Origin of the sequence: Rothia sp. P7181 (assembly GCF_048513015.1) — a bacterium.
Classification (GTDB): domain Bacteria; phylum Actinomycetota; class Actinomycetes; order Actinomycetales; family Micrococcaceae; genus Rothia.
This window is the reverse complement of sequence record NZ_JBLXXZ010000003.1, coordinates 12,667-33,816: the sequence shown is the minus strand read 5'-3', so window position 1 is coordinate 33,816 and position 21,150 is coordinate 12,667. Positions and strand designations below refer to the sequence as shown.

Below are 21,150 nucleotides of genomic sequence, written 5' to 3'. Positions count from 1 at the left end.
TTTTAAGAATATTGAGGTTAGCTTCCGTTTGCTTTTTTAGCACGAAGTAAGGAAAGCTCATCTGTTGGTGCGAGCTCTTCATCGTCAGAGATTGCGCAGGTGTTTTCGCCTGGAAGGTTCGCAAGGTTAATTTCGAGTTCACGCCAGACTCGCCCAATAGCAATACCGAAGACGCCTTGTCCTGCCTGTACAAGGTCGATTACTTCATGAGGTGAAGTACACTCGTATACGCTTGCGCCATCGCTCATTAAGGTGATACCGGAGAGGTCTTCAATTCCGCGGGTCCGTAGATGTTTAACGGAAGTTCTAATCTGCTGGAGAGACACCCCTGTGTCGAGAAGACGCTTAACAATTTTTAGGACGAGGACGTCTCTAAAAGAGTAAAGACGCTGAGAACCGGAACCAGAAGCTGAGCGAACGGTAGGTTCTACGAGTTTAGTGCGAGCCCAATAGTCTAATTGGCGGTAGGTAATTCCTACGGCTTTACATGCTACTGGCCCACGGTATCCGAGGTTTTCGTCGACGAGTGAGACGGAGTCAGTGAAGAGTACGCCCTGCTCACCTTGCTGAGGGGGCTGTTTGGGCATTACTTGCTCAAACCCTAGGATAGGCTGATCCATCGGTATAGTTTCTGAGTTCTGTGTAGCTAGGTTCAAAGGTTGAACCGCAGAACCAGGGCGACGTGTGCCCCCATTCTTGTGAGCTACCATAAGGACTTCCTAACCGTAGATACTTTTTTTACTGACCTCTTGACATATTACCGGTAGATACGGCAAAACGTCGTCATTGTCGATAAAGAACAGCTGTTTTTCTTCAGAGATTCCCTGAATATGGACTTAGGACTCGTAATCAGGAATAGAAGAAATAACAAGTGCCATATGTAGGCGAAGGCAAAGATTAGATATTTCCCGAGCACGAGTTTTTGCCAATGAAAGTGAGTCTTTATCTTTCCTTAAAGCTAAAGGTGCTACCGCATTTTTAACCAGTTCAGCTTCCCGTTCAGCTGTTGCACGGAATTGGCGTAGGTGTCGAGGCTGCAAGCCGTGAGAGGTAAGCTGAGAACAAATCTTGGTGATGGCAACATCATACTCACTGTAATTTCCGTCGACATCTCGAATCAGACCAAAATTGATAAGTTCACGGAGTAAGGGCATGTCTGCACCGGCTGCGGTAGAAAGCTCTCTTAGGCTATAGTTTCTCTCTTGTTCAGGCAGGGGAACAAAACTCGCGACTGCATCTGGCTCTTTTGGGGCAGATTTTTCGTGCGCACTGTCAGAAGTTGCGTCAGGCGTTGTGTCGCCTTGTGTCTTTTCCCGATAGTATTGGTCAAACTCCCCTGCCTGCAGTTTGTCTTTAATAACCTTCAATGGCAGGTATTGGTCTCTCTGCAATAACAGAATGTAGCGTAGCTGTTCAACGTCTCGAGCAGAGTACTTCCGGTAGCCAGTATTGGTACGATGAGGTTGAACTAAACCTTTGTCTTCTAAAAAGCGAATTTTTGAGGCGCTAATACCTTTAAAATCAACATCTAGGGCGCTAAGAACTTGACCGATAGTACGGTCTTTACCTTCACCGTCAGAGAGCTTTTGCGCGGGGGCTGACATTTATTCTCCGACTCCCAAGAAGAACGCAAAAATGTATTTTCCAATCTGGATTTCAGATCCGTTCATCAGGAAAGCGGTATCTACACGATCACCGTTGAGGTATGTGCCGTTGAGTGAATTATTATCTGTAATAGCGAAGGACCCAGCGTTGGGTGTGAAAACAGCGTGCTGACGAGAGACCGTGACATCGTCAAGGAAGACATCAGAGTCTGGGCTACGACCAACGACGATTTGTTTCTCAGCACCGTTTTCGTCAAGCTCAGAGTTGAGTAAGAAACGAGCACCTTCAAGTTCTGTGCTAGTGCAAATGAGCAACCCTGAGCCTCGAGGAATGGTTGCTAAAACGCCCAGTTCTTCCACGGTGGGCTTGTGATGAGCGTTTTCAAATTCTGCAGTAACTTTTGCAGCAATCCGCAACTCTTCTTGGGTGAGGAGATTGAGCGCAGCTGTCGGTGGGTGCGCTTCGTTGTGTTCAGTCATGGGTGGTGTCCTTTGCCGTATGAGTCTTCCCGATAGGTTATTTTTTGACCGTATCTTTACCCTTCACAATGATAACGATTCGGTAAACATTGAACCTACCGTCTAATCTTATAGGCAAGTATAAGAGTTAGCTATATAAAACACGATGGCGTCAAAAAACTCCTCAGCATTTTCTTCATGACGCAGTATCTTCTATAGGAACATCTATACACCATTATTAACGGCATCGGTGTCGGCTTCTCATGTCACGAGAGACCGACACCGACCACTAGAAAGCACTATTTATTCAGCGATTTCTGCAGTATAGGCTTCTGCGTCAAGAAGTGTGGAGAGATCTTCTACGTTATCGGGACGTAGCTCAATGAGCCATCCCTTCTCATAGGGGTCAGTGTTCACCAAAGCGGGGTCTGCTTCAATCTCTTCATTGATAGCAACAACTTCACCACTAACGGGCGCAAATAAATCTGAGACAGATTTTGTAGATTCGATTTCTCCGAAAGTTTCTGAGCCAACAACGCTCTCCCCTACCTCAGGAAAGTCAACATACACGACGTCGCCAAGAGCTTGTTGCGCGTGATCGGTAATACCTATTTTTACGGTACCTTCTGCGGTTACGGCAGTAACCCATTCATGTTCTGAGGTATATAGCAGATTTGCGGGTACGTCACTCATAGTGGCTTTCCTTTCGTGCGTGTGGCGCTACGACCACCAAGATGCCCGGGGTTCTGACCCCAGAAAAATAAACCATGTTCACCAACGGGTAGAACAATAACGTGTGTGATGTTCTTAGGGCGAGGAGATTCTGTAAGAGACATCTTCTCCTGCGTTTCACCCGTCACATTCTATAGTATTCCACATCTCATTAAGATGGCTTCATCAACAGCCCATTCTCAAGAATTATTCTCTATCAAAAGAACCAACCATTGATGATTCATCAACATCATGACTCTCTACAAACAAAGTAGTGCCGCAGAAAAACATTTCTACGGCACTACCCTCTATCAAAGGCGTTAGATTACATGTTCAGAGAATCTATTGGGGTTACCAAAACGGTGCGCAGTAATAGAGACAGCTTGTTCTTTGACGAACGGAAGCATCTCAATACGTCCAGCTTCCGTGACTACAGCCGTGTAAATTCCGATATCAGGGCGGCCGTTCAACGCTTCGAAGATGCTTGTCGGCTGGTCCCCGATGTAACGGATACGGCTACCTTCTAACGGAGTGCCTTGTAGGTCTGCTGTGCTCTTGGATGCGTAAGCTCCAAGCCATTGACGGTATTCCTCATCGCTTTGAAGAGCAATCTTCACCCCGTGGTTTTCAAGTGTGCCGGCCACCGCTACCGGTAGCTGTCGCGCCGTTGAGAGATAAATAGGTGCACCAGCTGCCAAACCGGCTAGGATAACACGTAAAGTATCAGCGACGTTTGCAGAAGAATCAGCACGAACTTGCACAGCCTGTGGAACATAACGCAAGATGTTACGCTCAACTCCTAGCTGGGAAGGGTCATGAGCAATACCAAATTCACTGTTATAGGCTTCAGCGTCAGAAGAGGCAGAACGAACTAAGAATTCTAGTTTCTCTTGGTCTACAGCAGTTGGCTGACGGGTAGCAGCTAAAGTCTCTCGCACAGCACGAGAGGTTGGCATAGCAGTAGCTGTCGAAGGAGTGCTCTCCCAATCGCTAAGGGCTACTAAGTAGTTAGGCCCTCCAGCTTTAGTTCCGCTACCTACCGTGGATTTCTTCCAACCGCCAAAGGGCTGACGGCGAACAATTGCACCAGTAATTCCACGGTTCACATAAAGGTTTCCTGCTTCGACGCGAGATAGCCACAGCGCTAATTCGTCAGAGTCTAGTGAGTGTAGCCCTGCAGTAAGACCGTAGTCGGTTGCATTTTGCAATTCGATTGCTTCTTCGAGGGTTTCAGCAACCATGATTCCAAGAATTGGGCCAAAGTATTCAGTGAGGTGGTATTCGCTTCCGGGTTTGACTCCTACACGTACACCTGGTGACCAGAGTTTGCCGCTCTCGTCGAGTTTTTTAGGTTCAATTAGCCAGCTTTCGCCGTCTCCAAGAGTGGTTAGTCCGCTGAGTAGTTTGCCTTCTGCAGGTGCGATAATTGGCCCCATCTGAGATTCGATATCTTGTGGGTAGGCTACGTGCAGGGAGGACACAGCATCGACGAGCTGGTTCTTGAAACGTTCAGATTGTGCGACAGTTCCAACGAGAATCACTGTTGATGCTGCAGAACATTTTTGTCCAGCATGCCCAAAAGCAGAGTAGACAACGTCCTTAACCGCTAAATCAAGGTCGGCGTTAGGCGTAACGATGATGGAGTTTTTGCCAGAGGTCTCACCAAATAATGGTAAGTCTTGACGCCATGAACGGAAAGTTTCTGCTGTTTCGTATCCACCTGTGAGAATCAGTCGGTCTACTGCTGGGTGAGAGATAAGCTCTTTTCCGGCCTGACGGTCTGTGATTTTGATGAGCTTGAGTAGTTCACGAGGAACACCTGCTTCCCAAAGAATTTCAGCAATGAGAGCACCTGTTCTTGCAGTATTTGTTGCAGGTTTGAAGATGACACCAGATCCGGCAGCCAGTGCAGCAAGAACACCACCTGCTGGAATAGCTGTTGGGAAGTTCCATGGTGGCACTACTAGTGTGAGGTGAACAGGTACGGGGGTCGCCCCGTCAATGTGTTCAATGTTTTCTGACAAAGTTGCGTAGTAGTTTGCAAAGTCGATAGCTTCTGAAACTTCAGTGTCACCTTGGTCAAGTGTTTTTCCTGCTTCTGCTGCCATGACTTCAAGTAGTTTTGCTCGGTTAACACCTAAAGCAATACCTGCTTGACGAAGAATCTGAGCGCGTTCAGCTCCGCTACGTTCTGCCCATGCTTTCGACGCTTCAACCACAGAGTCGATTAATGGTTGCACTTCGCCACTAGAGCTAAGCTTTGAAGCTTCCAATGTGTTGATGCCAAGGGTAGTTGTTTTTGAACGTTCGAGAATTTCTCGTCCCCATTGGCGGTTTGCAGCAAGCGAAGGGTCAGTATCTGGTGCGTTTTCAAATCCTTGACGGGGTCGGAAAACGTTATCGACGGTTTCTGTCTGACGGTTTTGCTGACGTTTGGGCTCAGGTACTTCATCGGTAACAGAGTTGAGCGAGCGCATGAATCGTTGTTCTTCTCGTTCGAAGAGTTCAACGTTGTCGTGCAGGTCGAATACTGCTGACATGAAGTTTTCGCTCGAAGCATTTTCTTCAAGCCGTCGAACGAGATAGGAAATTGCTACGTCGAATTCTTCGGGGCGAACGACTGGAGTGTAGAGCAGGAGGTGCCCGACACGTCGGCGGATGACTTCTGCCTGTTGTGCAGCCATACCGATGAGCATTTCAAATTCGATATCGTCTTTGACTCCGCGTTCTTCGCTCAAGAGTAGCGCGAATGCTACGTCGAAGAGGTTATGTCCGGCGACGCCTAGTCGAATGTTTTTGGTGTGTTCAGGGCGTAGTGCGTATTCGAGGACTCGTTTGTAGTTGGTGTCGCTGAGCTGTTTGGAATCCCAGGTGGTCAGTTCCCAACCGTGGGTGAGGGCTTCAACGATTTCCATGGAGAGGTTGGCGCCTTTGACCAGTCGCACTTTAATGCGTGCTCCGCCGGAGGCTACGCGGTTGCTAGCCCATTGCTGGAGTTTTTGCATTGCTGCGAGGGTGTCGGGCAAGTATGCCTGTAGAACGATTCCTGCTTCGAGGTCTTTGAGCTGTGGTTGGTCGAGAATTTTGGTAAAGACGTCGATGGTCATGTCGAGGTCTTTGTACTCTTCCATGTCGAGGTTGATGAACTTCTTTTCAGGGGAATGTGCTGCAAGTTCATAAAGTGGGGTGAGTCGTTGTACTGCTTCTTCGACGACTTCGTCGAAGGCCCAGTGAGAGTGTGGGCCAGAAACAGCAGAGACTTTGATGGAGACGTAATCGACGTCGTCTCGTGCGAGGAGGCGTTTGGTTTCGTTGAGTCGTCGTTCTGCTTCTTTGTCACCGAGGACGGCTTCGCCAAGGAGGTTGACGTTAAGTTTGTTGCCGGTTTTGGTGAGGTGTTCAATGGCTGGGCCAAGTTTTTCGTCGCGGGCGTCTACGATGAGGTGTCCGACCATTTCGCGGAGGACTCGTCGTGCGATACCGACAGTGGGCCATGATGCTTTGCTAGCAATTTTTCCGCCGGCGGCTACTGCACTTTTCATGTACCACGGGAGGAAGGATGGTACCAGGGGTGCGATTTTTGCGAGGTTGGCTCCAGCAACATTATTATCTTCAGGGCGAACGACGGTGTCGACGAATCCGACGGTGAAGTCTAACCCGTTAGGGTCTTTGAGGACACCTGCGAGCATTTGTGCGGAGGAGTCTGCGGGGACGTCTTGGGCTTCGGTAAGCCATTGGCGTACGAGGGTTCGTGCTTCTTGGGCAAGTTCTTGGTAGCGTTCTGCGGCAAAGGGGTTGGTTGTCATTCCTGTGCTCCCGTCTTCTGTGTTTGTGTGAACTGGCACTCATTGTGCTTTTGTTCTATTTGACCACGTTATGGTTCTGAACACACTATTAGTAAAAATAACTATTTCTCAGCATAATAGTTAAGAAAAACTTAACCGCCTGTGATGAGGTTTAGCGCAATGTACGACATTCACCGACTCCGCATTCTCCTTGAAATCCATGAACGAGGCTCCCTTGCGGCGGCTTCAAGAACACTACACCTCACATCTTCTGCTATCTCACAACAGATGACGGCACTCGAAAAAGAAGCTGGAGCTCCCCTCATTCGCAGATCAGGACGTTCGGTACGCCTGACCGACGAAGGCCTTATCCTCGTCCACGGTGCACGAGCCATCCTCAGAGAGATGGATAAGACTGCCACTCGCATTGCACAGTTTTCTGGCGAACCGCTAGGCACCGTAAGGCTAGCAATTTTTCAGTCAGCAGCGATGGCGCTCTTACCCACAGCACTATCGTATTTAGAGCAGAATGCACCGCAACTCATTTTAGAAGTTGTGCAGATAGACCCAGAGACAGGTTTAGAACTCACAAGAAGCAGACAATTCGACCTTGCTATTACAGAGTCCTATCCGCACCATTTTGTGCCTGAGCATGAAGACCTTCACCTTGAACTACTCACAACAGACCCAATTCACCTTGTCTTAGCACAAGACTCTCCCTACACAACCCTCACTGAAGCAAAATCTCTACCATGGGTTTTTGAACGAGAACACAATACCAGCCGTATTTGGGGTATTAATCAATGCCGCCAGGCAGGCTTCGAACCGTACGTTCGCTACAGTATCGAAGATTTACTCACTCATGTACGTCTTGCAGAACAAGGTTATGCAGCAGCTATTCTGCCCGGTTTTGTCACATCTTCCACGCACCACAAGACCTCTATTAAACTCATCTGTTTACCCGAACACCCCGAACGTCAAATTTTTACTGCTTCTAGAATTGACAGTGCAGGACAACCCAACATTGCCATGGTCAGAAGGGCACTATCATATGCAGCCGGTGCCCTTAAACATCATCAAGAGAGCATGTGCCCTAGCGATAGCATCTAAAAATTTTAGGGGCAGTCCATCAAGGCTTCAGCAAGTTGAGTATCTATCACCACATCTGTAATAGCACCAGTGCGTAGTGCACCTCGTAAAGCAAGGACTCGGTGATTGCCAGAAACTACCGCAATCCGACGACGAATCCGTGCCAATTCTGTTGCGGTTGGCCCCGTTGCACGTTGGTTCACGGCAAGGTCTTGATAGCTTCCATCTTCACGAAGAAGTACCGTACACATATCTCCGACAACACCGTTTGCACGCAATTCGCGTTGTTCTTGAGCATCAAAATAGCCTCCGTTATACACGTGAGAAGGAATAGCGCCCCCAAAAGCCCCAATCCCAAACACCGCAACGTCAGCTTTACGCTGTGTAGCGAGAACTCCCATAATGCTCCGTTCACGCCACATTGCTTCTTTCGTCTCAGAATGGTCAAAGAAAGCAGGAACGGGAAAATGCACCATCTGCGCATCGTATGCGGCAGTAATCTGCCCAAGAATCGACCCCGAGTAAGGTATACCTGTATGCCGAGCGTTACCGGCTCCGTTAAGTTGTACTACCACCACATCTTTGAGCGGACGATACGGCAGATGTTTGGCTAGTTCTGTCACCGTTGACCCCCAAGCAACACCTAATGAGGTGCCTTCTTCAACGCAGGAGTCCACAAGAATTGCTCCACGCTTAGCGACTTTTTCCATACGGGAAATAGCAGATTGTTCTTTTGAGGTTTTAACTAGGTGTACACGGACTCTGTACTTATCCCCTAGTTTTTGGGCAAGATCTGTTTGCGGCTTGCTATTTTCGTTGAGCCGAATCTGCACAATTCCGGTGTCTCGAGCAGTTTTGAGTAGACGTGATACCGTTGCGCGTGAAGTGTATAGATGTTGCGCAATTTGTTCCATGGTGAGGTTTTCCATGTAATACAGATACGCTGCCTCGTATGCGGTGTCGTGACGTTCGTTCATTCAAATTTCCCCCTTCTGAAAAAACGTTCAAATGTTTTGGTCATAGTAACTACAACTACGTCAGAATGTATATCAAGCACCCGTAGTAGAAAGGGACAGGAACTATGGCCAACACACAATTCGCTCAGAAGTCTCAGCTTACCGCATCTTCTCGCACTGAAGCTCTCAAAGAAATGAGCACAGAAGAAGGCGTAGACATTCTCGTCATTGGTGGCGGCGTCACCGGCGCCGGTATCGCCTTAGACGCAGCAACCCGCGGACTCAAAACCGCTATCGTCGAAGCAGGCGACTGGGCAGCAGGAACTTCAGCATGGTCATCAAAACTTGTCCACGGCGGACTCCGATACCTCTACAACCTTGACTTTAAACTCGTAGCAGAAGCACTCAAAGAACGTGGCCTACTCCTTGAAAAAATTGCGCCACACCTCGTTAAAGCACAGCCTTTCCTATGGCCCCTCAAAACACCAGTCATCGAACGCGCCTATTCCGCTATCGGAATTGGAATGTACGACACTCTTGCATTCGTTGGGGCTCGTGGCAAAAAAACTGTACCGCCACAACACCACTTCTCAAAACAAGGTACCAAAACCGTATTCCCCGATATTAAAGATTCAGCTTTTACCGGAGCCATCCAGTTCTACGATGCACGCGTTGATGATGCACGCCTCGTCGTTGACCTTGTACGCACCGCAGCAGGATACGGTGCCTTAGCGGCATCTCGCACACAAGTCACCCGAGTACTCAAAGACGCTCAAGGAAAAGTTACCGGAGCAGTCATCCGAGACCTTGAAAACGGACAAGAACACACGGTTCGCACCCAACACATCATTAACGCTACCGGCGTATGGACCGAAGAGTCTGAGTCCATGGCCAATAAGGATGCCGGGCTTAAAGTTCTTGCGTCCAAAGGTATTCACATCATCGTTCCAAGAGACCGCATTAACGCCTCCAGCGGCATCTTCACCAAAACCGAAAAATCTGTACTCTTCATCATCCCTTGGCAGCGTTACTGGATTATCGGAACAACCGACACCCCATACACCGAAGACATCGCGCACCCTGTAGCAACGTCCCAAGACATTGACTATGTACTTGAACAAGCCAATAAGCTCCTTGCACGTGAGTTAACCCGTGATGACATCATCGGAACTTACGCAGGTCTACGTCCGCTACTACAGCCAAAACTTAAAGAAGGCTCCGAAGCGGCGTCTACCAAAGTTTCCCGTGAACATACCGTCACCGAAGTAGCCCCCGGAATGAGCGCTATCGCGGGTGGAAAACTCACCACCTACCGTGTTATGGCAGCTGATGCCGTAGACTTTGCACTCAAAGAACGAGCACAAGAACAACCTTCTGTTACCGAAAATATTCAGCTTGTCGGTGCAGCCGGTTTCTCTGCAGCACAAGCATCTTCCCCACGTCTCGCACAACGATTTGGCTGGGACGAAGACCGCATGGAACACCTGCTCGAACGTTACGGTGCAGACGTTACGGAACTCGTAGCCCTCATTGATGAAGCACCAGAGTTAGCGCAGCCCTTGGCAAAAGCTCCACAATTCCTCAGAGCAGACGTCCTCTTTGCAGTACGTTACGAAGGTGCCCTTCACTTAGAAGACGTACTCATCCGCCGTTGCCGTCTAGACCTTGAACAGCGTGACCGTGGCTTAAGCGCAGCCGAAGAAGTCCTCCAAGTAATGGCGCCAGAACTCGGTTGGAGCGAAGCTGAAGCAGAGAAAGAGCTAGAACTCTACCGCAAACGAGTAGAAGCAATCGCTCAAGCAGAAGAAAAAACTTCTGACGCTCAAGCAGCTCAATGCATCACATCTATCGAGCATGTATGCCCCCGCGTACCATTGAGCTAATATTCACTAAGTTTCCCCATAGAAAACTTCACATGAAAGGTATAGGTACAACACTCCCCTACATATAAAAATACTGATGTTCATGAAAGGGGCAGAAACTTTCCCCCACTACGACGTTTCTGCCACCTTTCATATCAGGCACATATCAAACATGTCATAGTGCCTCTCAAATCTTTTTTGTCGTATATTTGAGGATTCTTCCCTCAAAAATGTTTGTGTAAAAGCAACGGTTGCTTTTACTCCTTCCCCCACCACAATGCTGTGTTGAAAGGAAAAATACATGCAGACTATTTTGGCTGAGGGCGCATCTGTCCTCGTAGGAGCGGATGGAGTACCTACTGCATTAGGATTATTCTCCTCCGAATTTTTGGGAACCTTTATCCTCATTCTTCTTGGCGGTGGCGTTTGCGCTGCTTGTTCGCTACCAAAATCTATCGCTAAAGATGCAGGCTGGGTAGCTATTGCCTTGGGCTGGGGTATGGCAGTTTTTGCTGCAGTGTACCTATCTGGTCCATCTGGTGCGCACCTTAACCCTGCCGTCACCATCGGATTGTGGGCTGCCGGCGAAAACCTTGTCGGCGAAGTACCTGCAACAGCAGCAAATATGATGATTTACTTTGCGGGTCAATTTACGGGTGCCTTTACCGGTGCTGTCATGGTATTTCTCACCTATAAGAAACACTTTGATGAGGACACCGAACCAGGTGTCAAACTTGGTATTTTCTCTACCGGGCCAGCAATTCGTTCCTACGGTTGGAACGTATTTACTGAAGCAGTTGGAACCTTTGTACTCATCGGGTTCGTTGTAGCCTCAGGGCAAACTCCTTCCGGTCTTGGACCTTTGGCTGTTGCCCTCATCGTTGTCGGTATTGGTTTCTCTCTCGGTGGTGCAACCGGTTACGCTATCAACCCTGCTCGTGACCTTGGTCCACGTATTGCTCACGCAGTGCTACCTATCAAGGGTAAAGGCGATTCCAATTGGTCCTATGCTTGGGTTCCAGTTGTTGGCCCCATCATCGGATCTGTTGCAGCAGCAATTCTCGTTCCTATGTTCCTCGGAATCTAATTCGAGTTTGTAGGGTTTCTCATCACCGCACCGTTATTGCATTTTTCCATCATCTACTATTTGAGGTACACATTGACTCAACACAAGTTCTCCTTGGGTATTCTCAATGCCCCACCAGCAGCCAAACGTATCCCTGAAAGCGAAGTTCCGCAGCGTTACCGTCGTCTGCGTCTGAGCGTTTTTATGGGAATCTTCATCGGCTATGCAGGGTTCTATCTCATCCGTAATAACGTTTCACTTGTCTCAGCAGTACTCAAAGAGCACGATATCCTCAACGCTGTTGGTATCGGTATCGTTGCAAACGCGGTACTCTTCTCCTACGGGTTATCAAAGTTCTTCATGGCAATGCTCTCCGATAGAGCTAACGCCCGTTACTTTATGCCCCTAGGTCTAGCGCTTTCTGCAATCATCAATCTGATGATCGCCTTCATTCCAGCGCTATCAGCTACCGTCATGATTTTTGCTTTGACCATGTTCGTCAACGGCTGGGTACAAGGTATGGGATGGCCGCCCTCAGGACGTGTTCTCGTCCACTGGTTCTCAACCAACGAACGAGGATGGAAGACCTCCATTTGGAACTGTGCTCATAACGTCGGTGGTGCAGCTGTTGGTGTTATCTCAGCGTGGGCGCTCGATCACTACGCTCAGTCTGAGGCCGACTGGCGACCAGCGTTCTGGGCGCCAGCTATTGTTGCACTCGTTGTCGCTTTCATTGCGTTCCTTCTAATTCGTGACCGTCCTGAAGCGGTTGGTTTGCCACCTATCGAAGAGTATCGTAACGACCCTCCTAAGGTTGCTTCTGAGGCTCAAGTTCCGTGGAAAGAGATGCTATTCAAGCATGTTTTGAAAAACAAAGTGATCGTGCTTTTAGCAATCACAAACGTCTTTGTTTACACTCTGCGATACGGAGTTCTTAACTGGATTCCGATTTATCTCACCGATAAGATTCACGGAACAAACGTCAAAGAAGGCATCCTCGGCTTTGCAATCTATGAGCTTGCAGGAATCATCGGCACACTCTTGTGCGGTTGGCTATCCGATAAAGTCTTCAAGGGTTGGCGTTCTGGTGCGGGGATGGTATTCCTTGCCGGTGTCGGTCTAGCTCTAGCAACGTATGCTTTGCTACCGGCAACTGCACCAATCGGAGTTTTCTACCTGCTCATCGCTATCATTGGTGGACTCATCTACGGCCCTGTGATGCTCATCGGCTTGCAGGCTATCGACCTCTCACCTCGTAATGTTGCAGGAACAGCCGCCGGTTTTACTGGGCTTTTCGGTTACCTACTTGGCGCTTCACTGGCATCTACCGGTGTAGGTCTACTCATCCACTATTTTGGTTGGGGCGTAGCCTATAGCGCACTGCTTGGAATTGTTGTTCTCGCACTCATCTTCATGTGGATTATCGGGCGCAAAGAACGTGAGCTTCTCCAACAGCGCGAGCTAGCAGACAACAACTAATTTTTCTCGTACGAGATATCTTTTGTCCATTATCAAAACATCAAACTTCACAAGGAAGTGACATTATGACTACCACTCTCCCCGAGCGTAAGAAGTACATTCTTTCCATCGACCAGGGAACAACCAGCTCTCGCGCGATTCTCTTCAACAAGAGCGGCGAGATTAAATCTATCGGACAGCTTGAGCACGAACAGATTTTCCCAAAGGCTGGATGGGTAGAACACGACCCTATGGAAATCTGGGAGAACGTCCGCCAAGCAGTTGGTCAGTGCATGACCAAAGCTGAGGTCAACCACCACGAAATTGCAGCGGTAGGTATCACCAACCAGCGTGAAACTGCTGTTGTATGGGATAAGACCACCGGTAAGCCTGTATACAACGCTATTGTGTGGCAGGATACCCGCACTCAAAAAATTTGTGATGAGCTAGGCGGCGAAGCTGGCCCTGGCAAATACCACGATATTGTTGGTCTCAACTTGGCCACCTATTTCTCTGGACCTAAGGTCAAGTGGATTCTCGACAATGTCGAAGGTGCACGTGAAAAAGCAGAAGCCGGCGATTTGCTCTTTGGCAACACCGATACGTGGGTTCTCTGGAACCTGACCGGCGGTGTCGATGGAGGCGTCCACGTTACTGACGTCACCAATGCCTCCCGTACTCTGCTCATGAACATTCGCACCCTTGAGTGGGACGAAAACATTGCAGCAGATATGGGCATCCCCATGTCTATGCTCCCCGAAATTAAGTCTTCCTCCGAGGTGTACGGATACGGTCGTTCCCAGGGACTTCTCAACGGCACCCCTATTGCAGGTATTCTTGGCGACCAGCAGGCAGCAACTTTCGGTCAGGCATGCTTTGAAAAAGGTATGGCGAAAAATACCTACGGAACCGGTAACTTCATGTTGATGAACACCGGCGAAGAACCTGTTATCTCTGAGAATGGTTTGCTCACAACCGTTGCTTATAAGATTGGCGACCAAGCACCTGTCTACGCGTTGGAAGGCTCTGTTGCTGTTTCTGGTTCACTCATCCAGTGGCTTCGCGATAACCTGAAGATGATTGATAACGCGGCAGATTCCGAAGCTCTTGCTACAAGCGTTGAAGATTCTGGTGGATGCTACGTTGTTCCGGCGTTCTCTGGTCTCTTTGCACCACATTGGCGTCCAGATGCACGTGGCGTTATCGTTGGTCTGACCCGCTATGTTAACCGTGCACATATTGTTCGTGCTGCTCTTGAGTCTACCGCTTGGCAGACTCGTGAGGTTCTCGACGCAATGAACGCCGATGCACAGGCTGCAGGAACTAACGTTGATCTTTCTGAGCTACGTGTTGATGGTGGAATGACGGCAAACGAGTTCCTCATGCAATTCCAGGCAGATATTCTGGGGGTACCGGTTATTCGTCCTAAGGTCATTGAAACCACTGCATTGGGTGCCGCTTATGCTGCAGGTATCGCTGTGGGCTTCTGGACGGGAGAAGAAGACGTGACCGCAAACTGGTCTGAGGATCAGCGTTGGATTCCTCAGATGCCAACTGAAGAAGTGGAACGTCAATACCGCCTCTGGAAGAAGGCCGTAGCCAAGACTCTAGACTGGGTCGATGAGGACGTAGACCAAGACTAAAGCTATTGTCATTTTCACTTCTCGATAGCTGAATTCACTAACGCTGAGTCGTAGGTGTTGTTATTACTCCAACGTGAGTATTTATGACGCTTACGGCTCAGCGTTAGGCTTAATAGCAGATTTTTATGCTGGTTTTTGAGAGGGTGAAAATATGAGCATTACTTATCTTTCGTATCAGAATATTCTCGACCATTTTTCCCCTGCACAAGCGGTACACGCGCTGAGGAATACTTTAAGAAATGGCTATGATCCAAGTAATGATTATCCTCGTCAAAGAATGGATATGCCCTATGCGCAATTGCTCATGATGCCATCCTATACTTCTCATAGTTTCGGAATGAAAATACTCAGTTGTGCAGATACCTCTGCACGCCCTGACGTCCCTTTGATTCAGGGCTCTTATCTTCTCTTTAACGCACAGACTTTAGCCCCAACACATGTTCTTGATGGTGTGGCACTAACTGATATCCGTACGTCAGCGGTTTCTATTGCTGGTGTTTACCCGTATATTTCTGATTCTTCAGAACCACTAAAAACCGTCATTTTTGGTTGTGGCGCACAAGGACGCGCCCATCTTAAGACCCTCGAAAATACGCTCGAGGCAATACGTCCAGTAGAGCATACTTTTATCAGCCGTACCCAGCCAGAAGATATAACACAGTGGGTTCAGGCTGGTTCTCAGGACGCTGCTCATGTCCTCAAACAGGCAGAGCTCATTCTTTGTACCACGACTTCGTCCACGCCCCTCTTTGAGGTAGAAGATGTTAACCCTCACGCTATTATCGTTGCGGTAGGTTCTCATACTCCGCAGGCACGAGAAGTAAGTTCTTCGGTGATGGAAGTTGCTGAGGTGATTGTTGAAGATCGGGCAACTGCTCTTCGCGAATGTGGTGATGTCATCTGCGCTATTGAAGATGGTGTGTTATCAGAAGAAGAATTGTATTCTCTGTGTGATGTTGTTTCAGAACGTGTGAAGGTGCAGGCTGGTTGTCCTATTGTTTTTAAAACATCAGGTATGGGTTGGGAAGATTTAACATTGGCAGAAGCCATCGTAGCTGCTGTTCAACCCTAAGATAGCGGTATCCTAGAGTTATTATTACGTATCTTCTCAAGGCGCCATCATGATATATGGTGCGAAAGGTGTTCCTCATGCCTGAGTCTTTATCCAGTACGGTTGAAGAAAGAGCAGATGATGTGCAACCACGTTTCTATACCACCTGTTCTACACAGATTGGTACTATTTTTCTCTGTGCTGAGGAGGATGCGTTAGTTGGTGCTTGGTTAGAGGGCCAGAAGTATTTTCCTGATGAGAATCATCTTGGAACATTGATTTCAGCGGACGAGCATACTGTTCTTTCTCAGGCAGTCAAAGAGTTAGAAGAATATTTTCAGGGGCAACGTATTGTTTTTGAAGTTCCTCTTCGGCCAGAAGGAACAGATTTCCAGCTAGCGGTGTGGAATCTTGTCTCGGATATTCGTTATGGGTACACCAATACCTATGGTGCGATTAGTCGTATTGTCGGTCCTGGGGCGCCAGCTCAAGCCGTGGGTCAGGCGGTAGGACGTAATCCCTGTATTATTTTTATCCCATGTCATAGGGTTCTTGGGGCAGGCGGGAAAATGACCGGTTATGCCGGTGGCCTTTCGGCAAAACAGTGGCTATTAGAGTTAGAACGTTCTCGAGAGCTAGCTGGTGAGCGTCTTTTCTAGAGAATAAGAGTAGAGGAACAAGTAAAGCCGTGATAAAAACAATAAGTTTTTATCACGGCTTTTATATGTCGGGTTGACAGGATTTGAACCTGCGACCCCTTGACCCCCAGTCAAGTGCGCTACCAAGCTGCGCCACAACCCGAAATGCTCTATAGAAAGCCTTAGGCTTTCTAGCACCTAGACAACTATACAGCACCCATGAGAATGAATACAAACTCACAACCTAAAAAGTTTGGAGTCTTAGCTCACATTGATACTGTGTTGCGTCAGTTCATGAGATACACCATACGCAACACAGCATCACACAATAGATACTATTTAGCGGCGAGAGCCTTTAGAAGACTGACGCTTCTTATCAAGTTGACGGCGTTCACGCACACGCATCGAAATTTCAAGAGGAGTACCCGTATATTCGAAGGTCTCACGCAAACGACGCATAATGAACCGACGATATCCAGGGTCCAAGAAACCAGTTGTAAAGAGAACAAACTTTGGAGGGCGAGAAGACACCTGTGTACCAAACAGGATACGAGGCTGCTTACCACCACGTAGCGGATGCGGATGAGCAGCAACAATCTCACCCAAGAAAGCGTTAAGACGACCTGTAGGAATACGAGAATCCCATGATTCAAGAGCTGTTTCCAAAGCAGGAACAAGTTTGTCCTTGTGCCATCCCGTACGTGCAGAAATATTGACGCGAGGAGCCCACGCAACATGGGCAAGGTCACGATCAATTTCACGTTCTAGCTGGTCTCGACGTTCTTCATCAAGAGTGTCCCACTTGTTAAAGGCCAGCACGAGAGCGCGCCCAGAATCAACAACTTGCTGAATAATACGAATATCCTGTTCAGAGATAGTCTCAGAAACATCGAGTAGAACAACACACACTTCAGAACGTTCAATAGCAGTCTGCGTCCTCAAAGAAGCATAGAAGTCCGCTCCCTTTGCCATATGCACACGGCGACGGATACCTGCGGTATCAACAAAACGCCAAGGGCGGTCCCCTAGCTCCACAATCTCGTCTACAGGGTCACGCGTTGTGCCAGCAAGGTCGTTCACCACAGCTCGTTCTTCACCAGCAAGTTTGTTCAACAGCGATGATTTACCCACGTTGGGACGACCTACAAGAGCTACACGACGAGGACCACCTAACGCTTCTGGCTCAGCATACTGAGAATGTTCAGGCATCACTTCGTACAACGCATCGAGAAGGTCGGCAAGTCCACGACCGTGCAAACCAGACACCGGATAAGGCTGTCCCATACCCAAAGACCACAGGTTATGAATTTCTGCCTCTTGATGTTCAGCATCCACCTTGTTAGCAATCAGCAAAAGAGGCTTATCAATACGACGTAGCATACGAACAATTGCTTCATCCGTTGCAGAAATACCAACCATTGCATCTACTACTAATAGCACGACGTCAGCATGAGCTACAGCAATTTCGGCTTGAGCAGCAACCTGCGCATCGATGCCTTTAGCATCAGCTTCCCATCCGCCGGTGTCAACAAGAGTGAAATCTTTTCCGTTCCACTCTGCTTTATAAGAGACACGGTCACGAGTTACACCCGGCTTGTCTTCTACAACAGCCTCACGGCGCCCCAAAATACGGTTAATAATAGTGGATTTACCGACGTTTGGACGGCCGACAATAGCAACAACGGGGTCAGCTTCTTCGGTCTCGTTCTCGTTAATGTCGAAGCCCCATGCGCCAAGTAGCTGGCGGTCTTCATCTTCTAGAGCGTAGTCTTCAAGACCTGCACGTAACGCTTCAGCACGCTGTTCAGCGGTCTCGTCATCAATCTGCGCTAAACGTTCTGATACGTTGTCGTTACCGTCGCCTAGATATTTTTTCTCATATTCATCGCGCTCTGGCGTAGTATTCTCTACCATAGAAATTCTTTTCTCTTCGCTCTTATTCTATTTAGTTCAAGTCTAATGCACTATTGGATTGAATCTGCTCTTCGATGGCTTGACGCACAGCAAGAATCGTCTGTTCAAAATCTAGTTCAGACGAATCTACCAAAGCGACGCCTTCAGCAGCTTCCATAAAGTTATTCACTTGGGAATCTTTGGCGTCACGTTCAGCAACCTGTTTTTGTAGCTGCTGCTGGTTCTGTGTTCCTCCAAGCTGAATACCACGACGAACCATTCGAACCTCTTCAGAAGCTGTCAGCAGTACACGCGCATGAGCATCCGGCGCTACAACAGTTGTAATATCTCGACCTTCAACGACGATACGCCGTCCGCAGTCTTCGATGATTTGACGCTGTTGGGCAACCAGTAAAGACCGCACTTCGGGGATGGAAGCAACAGCAGAAACAGACTCTGAAATGCGCGGGGAACGAATCTGCTCAGATACTTCTACACCGTCCACTTTCAAGAACTTCTCATCAACGGTGGTACTTTGTTCTAGCGGGAAACGCTGTGCTGCCTCAATAATTGCTGATAGACGGTTAAGATCTATATTTTCTTCTAAGCAATACCAAGTCAGGGCACGGTACATCGCTCCAGTGTCTAGGTACGCCAACTGGTAGTGCCGTGCAATCTGCTCAGAGACTGAGGATTTTCCAGAACCAGAAGGTCCATCAATCGCGATTACAAGTTCTTTCATCGTCTTGTCTTCCTTCATCTTTATCGAACGACTTTCCAGCCGGCGTTCGTCAAATCTTCAACTAGTTTTTCATGCTCATTAGGGTTGACCGAAAGCTCTACCATGCCAACCGGCTGTCCTGGAGAATGTTCAAGACGTAAGTCCTCAATGTTCACACCCAACTCACCAATTTCTTGTAAGAGTTGAGCGATAGTCCCAGGAGTGTCTTCAACCAATACTACAATCTGTGAGAACGCAGAAGGCGCACCCCCATGTTTTCCGGGGATACGTGCCACACCAGCATTACCATCACGTATCATCTGCGCGATACTCAAGCGAGCGCCCTGCATCTGAGGGTTTTCAAGACTACAAATGATTCGGTCTAGTTCTTGACGTATCTCGTGCAGTGTTTCACGGACAGGCTCAGCGTTAGCTGCCAGAATCTGCGTCCATAAGGTTGGTTCAGACCCTGCGATACGAACGGTGTCTCGTAAGCCTTGTCCTGCTAAAGATAGTGCGTGTAGGGGTGTTTCCTGTAGTCGGGAAGCAAGTAGAGAACTCATGACCTGTGGCACGTGTGAAATACGTGCCACAGCGCGGTCGTGTTCTTGAGCGTCCATGGTTGTCACGATGGAGCCAAGCTCTGCACCTAAGTGGTGAGCAATTCTGATAGATTCTTCGGAAGAATCTTGGTGTGGGCAGATGACAAAGGGGCGTGAGGTAAAGAGTTCTGCACGTGCAGCAACAGGCCCTGAACGTTCTCGTCCTGCCATGGGGTGTGCGCCCACATAACGGTGTGCCTCTGTCGAAGAGGCAAGAACGGTTTGGGCAATAGGTGCTTTGACAGAGGCAAGGTCTATTACCGTTGCGTCAGGCCATTGTTGTAGTTGTTCGATGACGATGTGTGCTACAACATCGGGCGGAGCAGCGACCACCACAAGTTGTGGTGCTTCAGGTAGCAGTTGTGCAAGTTCTGAGCTCTCAAGTCCGCGTTCTTGAGCACGTTTGTGAACAGATATTCCTGCGCCTATGTCTTCAGCAATGGCTTCTACTGTAGGAGAGACGTCTACGAGGTAGACGTCTCTGCCTTGAGTACGAAGGCAGAGCCCTACGGAGGCCCCCAGCAGTCCGGTTCCGATAATAAGAACTGGCGGCTGTGGGTACGTCCCGGTATGAGGTGATATGCTCATCGTTTTTTCTCTTGTTTAGAGGCCTACGGAAGCGAGGAGCTGGCCAATTTCGACTTTGGAGAGGTTGCGGATCGTTCCTTGTTTTTGGGAGCCAATACGTACGGGGCCCATTTGTACACGAACGAGTTTCTCTACTGGGTATCCTGCGGCGTCGAATAGACGGCGTACGATACGGTTTTTACCGGAGTGGATTGTTACTTCAATGAGGACGTGTCCGGGGGTAGAGTCTACAAGTTTGAAGCTATCTACTCGTGAGACGCCGTCTTCAAGACGAATGCCCTTTTTCATGTGTGCGCCCACGCCAGGTTCTACAGGTCCATGAACTTGCACCAAATAGGTTTTAGGAATCTCATAGCTAGGATGTGTCAGACGGTTTGTTAGTTCACCGTCGTTGGTCAGCAGTAAGAGCCCTTCAGTTTCTACGTCAAGACGGCCAACATGGAATACGCGTTGACTCATCGAGGAACGTAGGAAGTCATTGATGCAGGGGCGACCGTCAGGGTCTTCCATGGTAGAAACAACACCGGCAGGTTTGTTTAATGCCATGTAGATTTTACGTTCGTCAGTTTGAATGGTAATTCCGTCAACACGGATGCTAACTTCTTCAGGATTGACGCGCACGCCGAGTTCGGTCACGAGTTCGTCGTTGACGGTGACACGGCCTTCAGTAATCATTTGTTCGCAGACGCGACGGCTTGCAACGCCGGCTTGAGCCATCACTTTTTGTAGTCGTACGCCGTCTTGTTCGTAAAATTCGTAGTGGTCTACGGGTTCTGCACGGGGACGGCGGGGGCGGTGGGGTCCGGCGTAGTTGGAGTTATTACGTTGTGGTCTGTATTCTCCACGTTCTTGTGCGAACGGTTTTCCAGAACGGAAACGTTTTCCGCCATTGCCTTTACCGCCTTTGGGGATTCCACCTTTGCGGTGGGTGGTTCCCCGATTATTTTTAGCGCCGGATCGGTTCTGTGAACGGCCGGATGGTTTCTGTGCACTCATGTGTTTTCTCCTGTTTGTGCTGTAGTAG

Annotated in this window: 18 protein-coding genes and 1 tRNA gene; 7 read left to right on the top strand and 12 right to left on the bottom strand. The window is 48.8% G+C overall.

All coding sequences use genetic code 11. The annotated features are described in order from the left end of the window. Positions 1-17: 17 nt before the first annotated feature. From ACN08Z_RS02300 to ACN08Z_RS02275, 6 genes are all read right to left on the bottom strand, one after another. Positions 18-620 carry a MerR family transcriptional regulator gene (locus ACN08Z_RS02300; RefSeq protein WP_419103094.1) on the bottom strand — a complete coding sequence of 201 codons (603 nt, stop codon included), beginning with the start codon at positions 618-620 and terminating at the stop codon, positions 18-20. A gap of 216 nt (positions 621-836) precedes the next feature. After that, positions 837-1,604, bottom strand: a complete 768-nt coding sequence (locus ACN08Z_RS02295) for a MerR family transcriptional regulator (protein ID WP_419102990.1) — start codon at positions 1,602-1,604, stop codon at positions 837-839. After that, complete coding sequence (locus ACN08Z_RS02290; RefSeq protein WP_419102989.1) at positions 1,605-2,084, bottom strand: FHA domain-containing protein; 480 nt, start codon at positions 2,082-2,084, stop codon at positions 1,605-1,607. Positions 2,085-2,366: 282 nt separating this feature from the next. Beyond that, entirely contained in the window at positions 2,367-2,756 is a 390-nt protein-coding gene (gene gcvH / locus ACN08Z_RS02285) for a glycine cleavage system protein GcvH (RefSeq protein WP_419102988.1), read from the bottom strand. Beyond that, positions 2,753-2,899 carry a hypothetical protein gene (locus ACN08Z_RS02280; protein ID WP_419102987.1) on the bottom strand — a complete coding sequence of 49 codons (147 nt, stop codon included), beginning with the start codon at positions 2,897-2,899 and terminating at the stop codon, positions 2,753-2,755. The genes gcvH and ACN08Z_RS02280 overlap by 4 nt, the downstream gene beginning before the upstream one ends. A gap of 195 nt (positions 2,900-3,094) precedes the next feature. After that, complete coding sequence (locus tag ACN08Z_RS02275) at positions 3,095-6,580, bottom strand: bifunctional proline dehydrogenase/L-glutamate gamma-semialdehyde dehydrogenase (RefSeq protein WP_419102986.1); 3,486 nt, start codon at positions 6,578-6,580, stop codon at positions 3,095-3,097. 159 nt (positions 6,581-6,739) lie between these two features. Between ACN08Z_RS02275 and ACN08Z_RS02270 the strand changes: the two genes are divergently transcribed. After that, complete coding sequence (locus ACN08Z_RS02270; protein ID WP_419102985.1) at positions 6,740-7,669, top strand: LysR family transcriptional regulator; 930 nt, start codon at positions 6,740-6,742, stop codon at positions 7,667-7,669. A gap of 5 nt (positions 7,670-7,674) precedes the next feature. On the opposite strand, the gene ACN08Z_RS02265 is transcribed toward ACN08Z_RS02270, so the two are convergent. Further along, the gene (locus ACN08Z_RS02265) at positions 7,675-8,625 is read right to left on the bottom strand and encodes a sugar-binding transcriptional regulator (protein ID WP_419102984.1); all 951 of its coding nucleotides are present in this window, start codon (positions 8,623-8,625) and stop codon (positions 7,675-7,677) included. A gap of 104 nt (positions 8,626-8,729) precedes the next feature. On the opposite strand from ACN08Z_RS02265, the gene ACN08Z_RS02260 reads away from it, so the two are divergent. From ACN08Z_RS02260 to ACN08Z_RS02235, 6 genes are all read left to right on the top strand, one after another. Then, complete coding sequence (locus ACN08Z_RS02260) at positions 8,730-10,487, top strand: FAD-dependent oxidoreductase (protein ID WP_419102983.1); 1,758 nt, start codon at positions 8,730-8,732, stop codon at positions 10,485-10,487. A 280-nt stretch (positions 10,488-10,767) separates the two neighbouring features. Then, complete coding sequence (locus ACN08Z_RS02255) at positions 10,768-11,553, top strand: MIP/aquaporin family protein (RefSeq protein WP_419102982.1); 786 nt, start codon at positions 10,768-10,770, stop codon at positions 11,551-11,553. A 72-nt stretch (positions 11,554-11,625) separates the two neighbouring features. Next, positions 11,626-13,011 (top strand): MFS transporter, encoded by a 1,386-nt coding sequence (locus tag ACN08Z_RS02250; protein WP_419102981.1) that lies wholly within the window; start codon positions 11,626-11,628, stop codon positions 13,009-13,011. Positions 13,012-13,076: 65 nt separating this feature from the next. Further along, positions 13,077-14,633, top strand: coding sequence for a glycerol kinase GlpK (gene glpK, locus ACN08Z_RS02245; RefSeq protein WP_419102980.1), 1,557 nt, complete (start codon positions 13,077-13,079; stop codon positions 14,631-14,633). A 151-nt stretch (positions 14,634-14,784) separates the two neighbouring features. After that, on the top strand, positions 14,785-15,705 hold the full coding sequence (locus ACN08Z_RS02240) for an ornithine cyclodeaminase family protein (RefSeq protein WP_419102979.1): 921 nt from the start codon (positions 14,785-14,787) through the stop codon (positions 15,703-15,705). 77 nt (positions 15,706-15,782) lie between these two features. Then, on the top strand, positions 15,783-16,343 hold the full coding sequence (locus ACN08Z_RS02235) for a methylated-DNA--[protein]-cysteine S-methyltransferase (protein ID WP_419102978.1): 561 nt from the start codon (positions 15,783-15,785) through the stop codon (positions 16,341-16,343). 68 nt (positions 16,344-16,411) lie between these two features. On the opposite strand, the gene ACN08Z_RS02230 is transcribed toward ACN08Z_RS02235, so the two are convergent. The 5 genes from ACN08Z_RS02230 to ACN08Z_RS02210 all read right to left on the bottom strand — a co-directional run bounded on the left by ACN08Z_RS02230 (position 16,412) and on the right by ACN08Z_RS02210 (position 21,122). Then, positions 16,412-16,485, bottom strand: a tRNA-Pro gene (locus tag ACN08Z_RS02230). A 176-nt stretch (positions 16,486-16,661) separates the two neighbouring features. Beyond that, positions 16,662-18,236: a ribosome biogenesis GTPase Der gene (der, locus tag ACN08Z_RS02225; protein WP_419102977.1), complete on the bottom strand. Its 1,575-nt coding sequence runs from the start codon at positions 18,234-18,236 to the stop codon at positions 16,662-16,664. 31 nt (positions 18,237-18,267) lie between these two features. After that, on the bottom strand, positions 18,268-18,957 hold the full coding sequence (cmk, locus tag ACN08Z_RS02220) for a (d)CMP kinase (protein WP_419102976.1): 690 nt from the start codon (positions 18,955-18,957) through the stop codon (positions 18,268-18,270). A 20-nt stretch (positions 18,958-18,977) separates the two neighbouring features. Further along, the gene (locus tag ACN08Z_RS02215) at positions 18,978-20,126 is read right to left on the bottom strand and encodes a prephenate dehydrogenase (protein WP_419102975.1); all 1,149 of its coding nucleotides are present in this window, start codon (positions 20,124-20,126) and stop codon (positions 18,978-18,980) included. Between the two features lie 15 nt (positions 20,127-20,141). Then, complete coding sequence (locus ACN08Z_RS02210) at positions 20,142-21,122, bottom strand: pseudouridine synthase (RefSeq protein WP_419102974.1); 981 nt, start codon at positions 21,120-21,122, stop codon at positions 20,142-20,144. Positions 21,123-21,150 lie beyond the last annotated feature (28 nt).

Bases quoted from the DNA above. Each gene is read 5' to 3' on its own strand.
- ACN08Z_RS02300 (WP_419103094.1), bottom strand. From the start codon at position 620: ATGGATCAGCCTATCCTAGGGTTTGAGCAAGTAATGCCCAAACAGCCC.
- ACN08Z_RS02295 (WP_419102990.1), bottom strand. From the start codon at position 1,604: ATGTCAGCCCCCGCGCAAAAGCTCTCTGACGGTGAAGGTAAAGACCGT.
- ACN08Z_RS02290 (WP_419102989.1), bottom strand. From the start codon at position 2,084: ATGACTGAACACAACGAAGCGCACCCACCGACAGCTGCGCTCAATCTC.
- gcvH (WP_419102988.1), bottom strand. From the start codon at position 2,756: ATGAGTGACGTACCCGCAAATCTGCTATATACCTCAGAACATGAATGG.
- ACN08Z_RS02280 (WP_419102987.1), bottom strand. From the start codon at position 2,899: ATGTCTCTTACAGAATCTCCTCGCCCTAAGAACATCACACACGTTATT.
- ACN08Z_RS02275 (WP_419102986.1), bottom strand. From the start codon at position 6,580: ATGACAACCAACCCCTTTGCCGCAGAACGCTACCAAGAACTTGCCCAA.
- ACN08Z_RS02270 (WP_419102985.1), top strand. From the start codon at position 6,740: ATGTACGACATTCACCGACTCCGCATTCTCCTTGAAATCCATGAACGA.
- ACN08Z_RS02265 (WP_419102984.1), bottom strand. From the start codon at position 8,625: ATGAACGAACGTCACGACACCGCATACGAGGCAGCGTATCTGTATTAC.
- ACN08Z_RS02260 (WP_419102983.1), top strand. From the start codon at position 8,730: ATGGCCAACACACAATTCGCTCAGAAGTCTCAGCTTACCGCATCTTCT.
- ACN08Z_RS02255 (WP_419102982.1), top strand. From the start codon at position 10,768: ATGCAGACTATTTTGGCTGAGGGCGCATCTGTCCTCGTAGGAGCGGAT.
- glpK (WP_419102980.1), top strand. From the start codon at position 13,077: ATGACTACCACTCTCCCCGAGCGTAAGAAGTACATTCTTTCCATCGAC.
- ACN08Z_RS02240 (WP_419102979.1), top strand. From the start codon at position 14,785: ATGAGCATTACTTATCTTTCGTATCAGAATATTCTCGACCATTTTTCC.
- ACN08Z_RS02235 (WP_419102978.1), top strand. From the start codon at position 15,783: ATGCCTGAGTCTTTATCCAGTACGGTTGAAGAAAGAGCAGATGATGTG.
- der (WP_419102977.1), bottom strand. From the start codon at position 18,236: ATGGTAGAGAATACTACGCCAGAGCGCGATGAATATGAGAAAAAATAT.
- cmk (WP_419102976.1), bottom strand. From the start codon at position 18,957: ATGAAAGAACTTGTAATCGCGATTGATGGACCTTCTGGTTCTGGAAAA.
- ACN08Z_RS02215 (WP_419102975.1), bottom strand. From the start codon at position 20,126: ATGAGCATATCACCTCATACCGGGACGTACCCACAGCCGCCAGTTCTT.
- ACN08Z_RS02210 (WP_419102974.1), bottom strand. From the start codon at position 21,122: ATGAGTGCACAGAAACCATCCGGCCGTTCACAGAACCGATCCGGCGCT.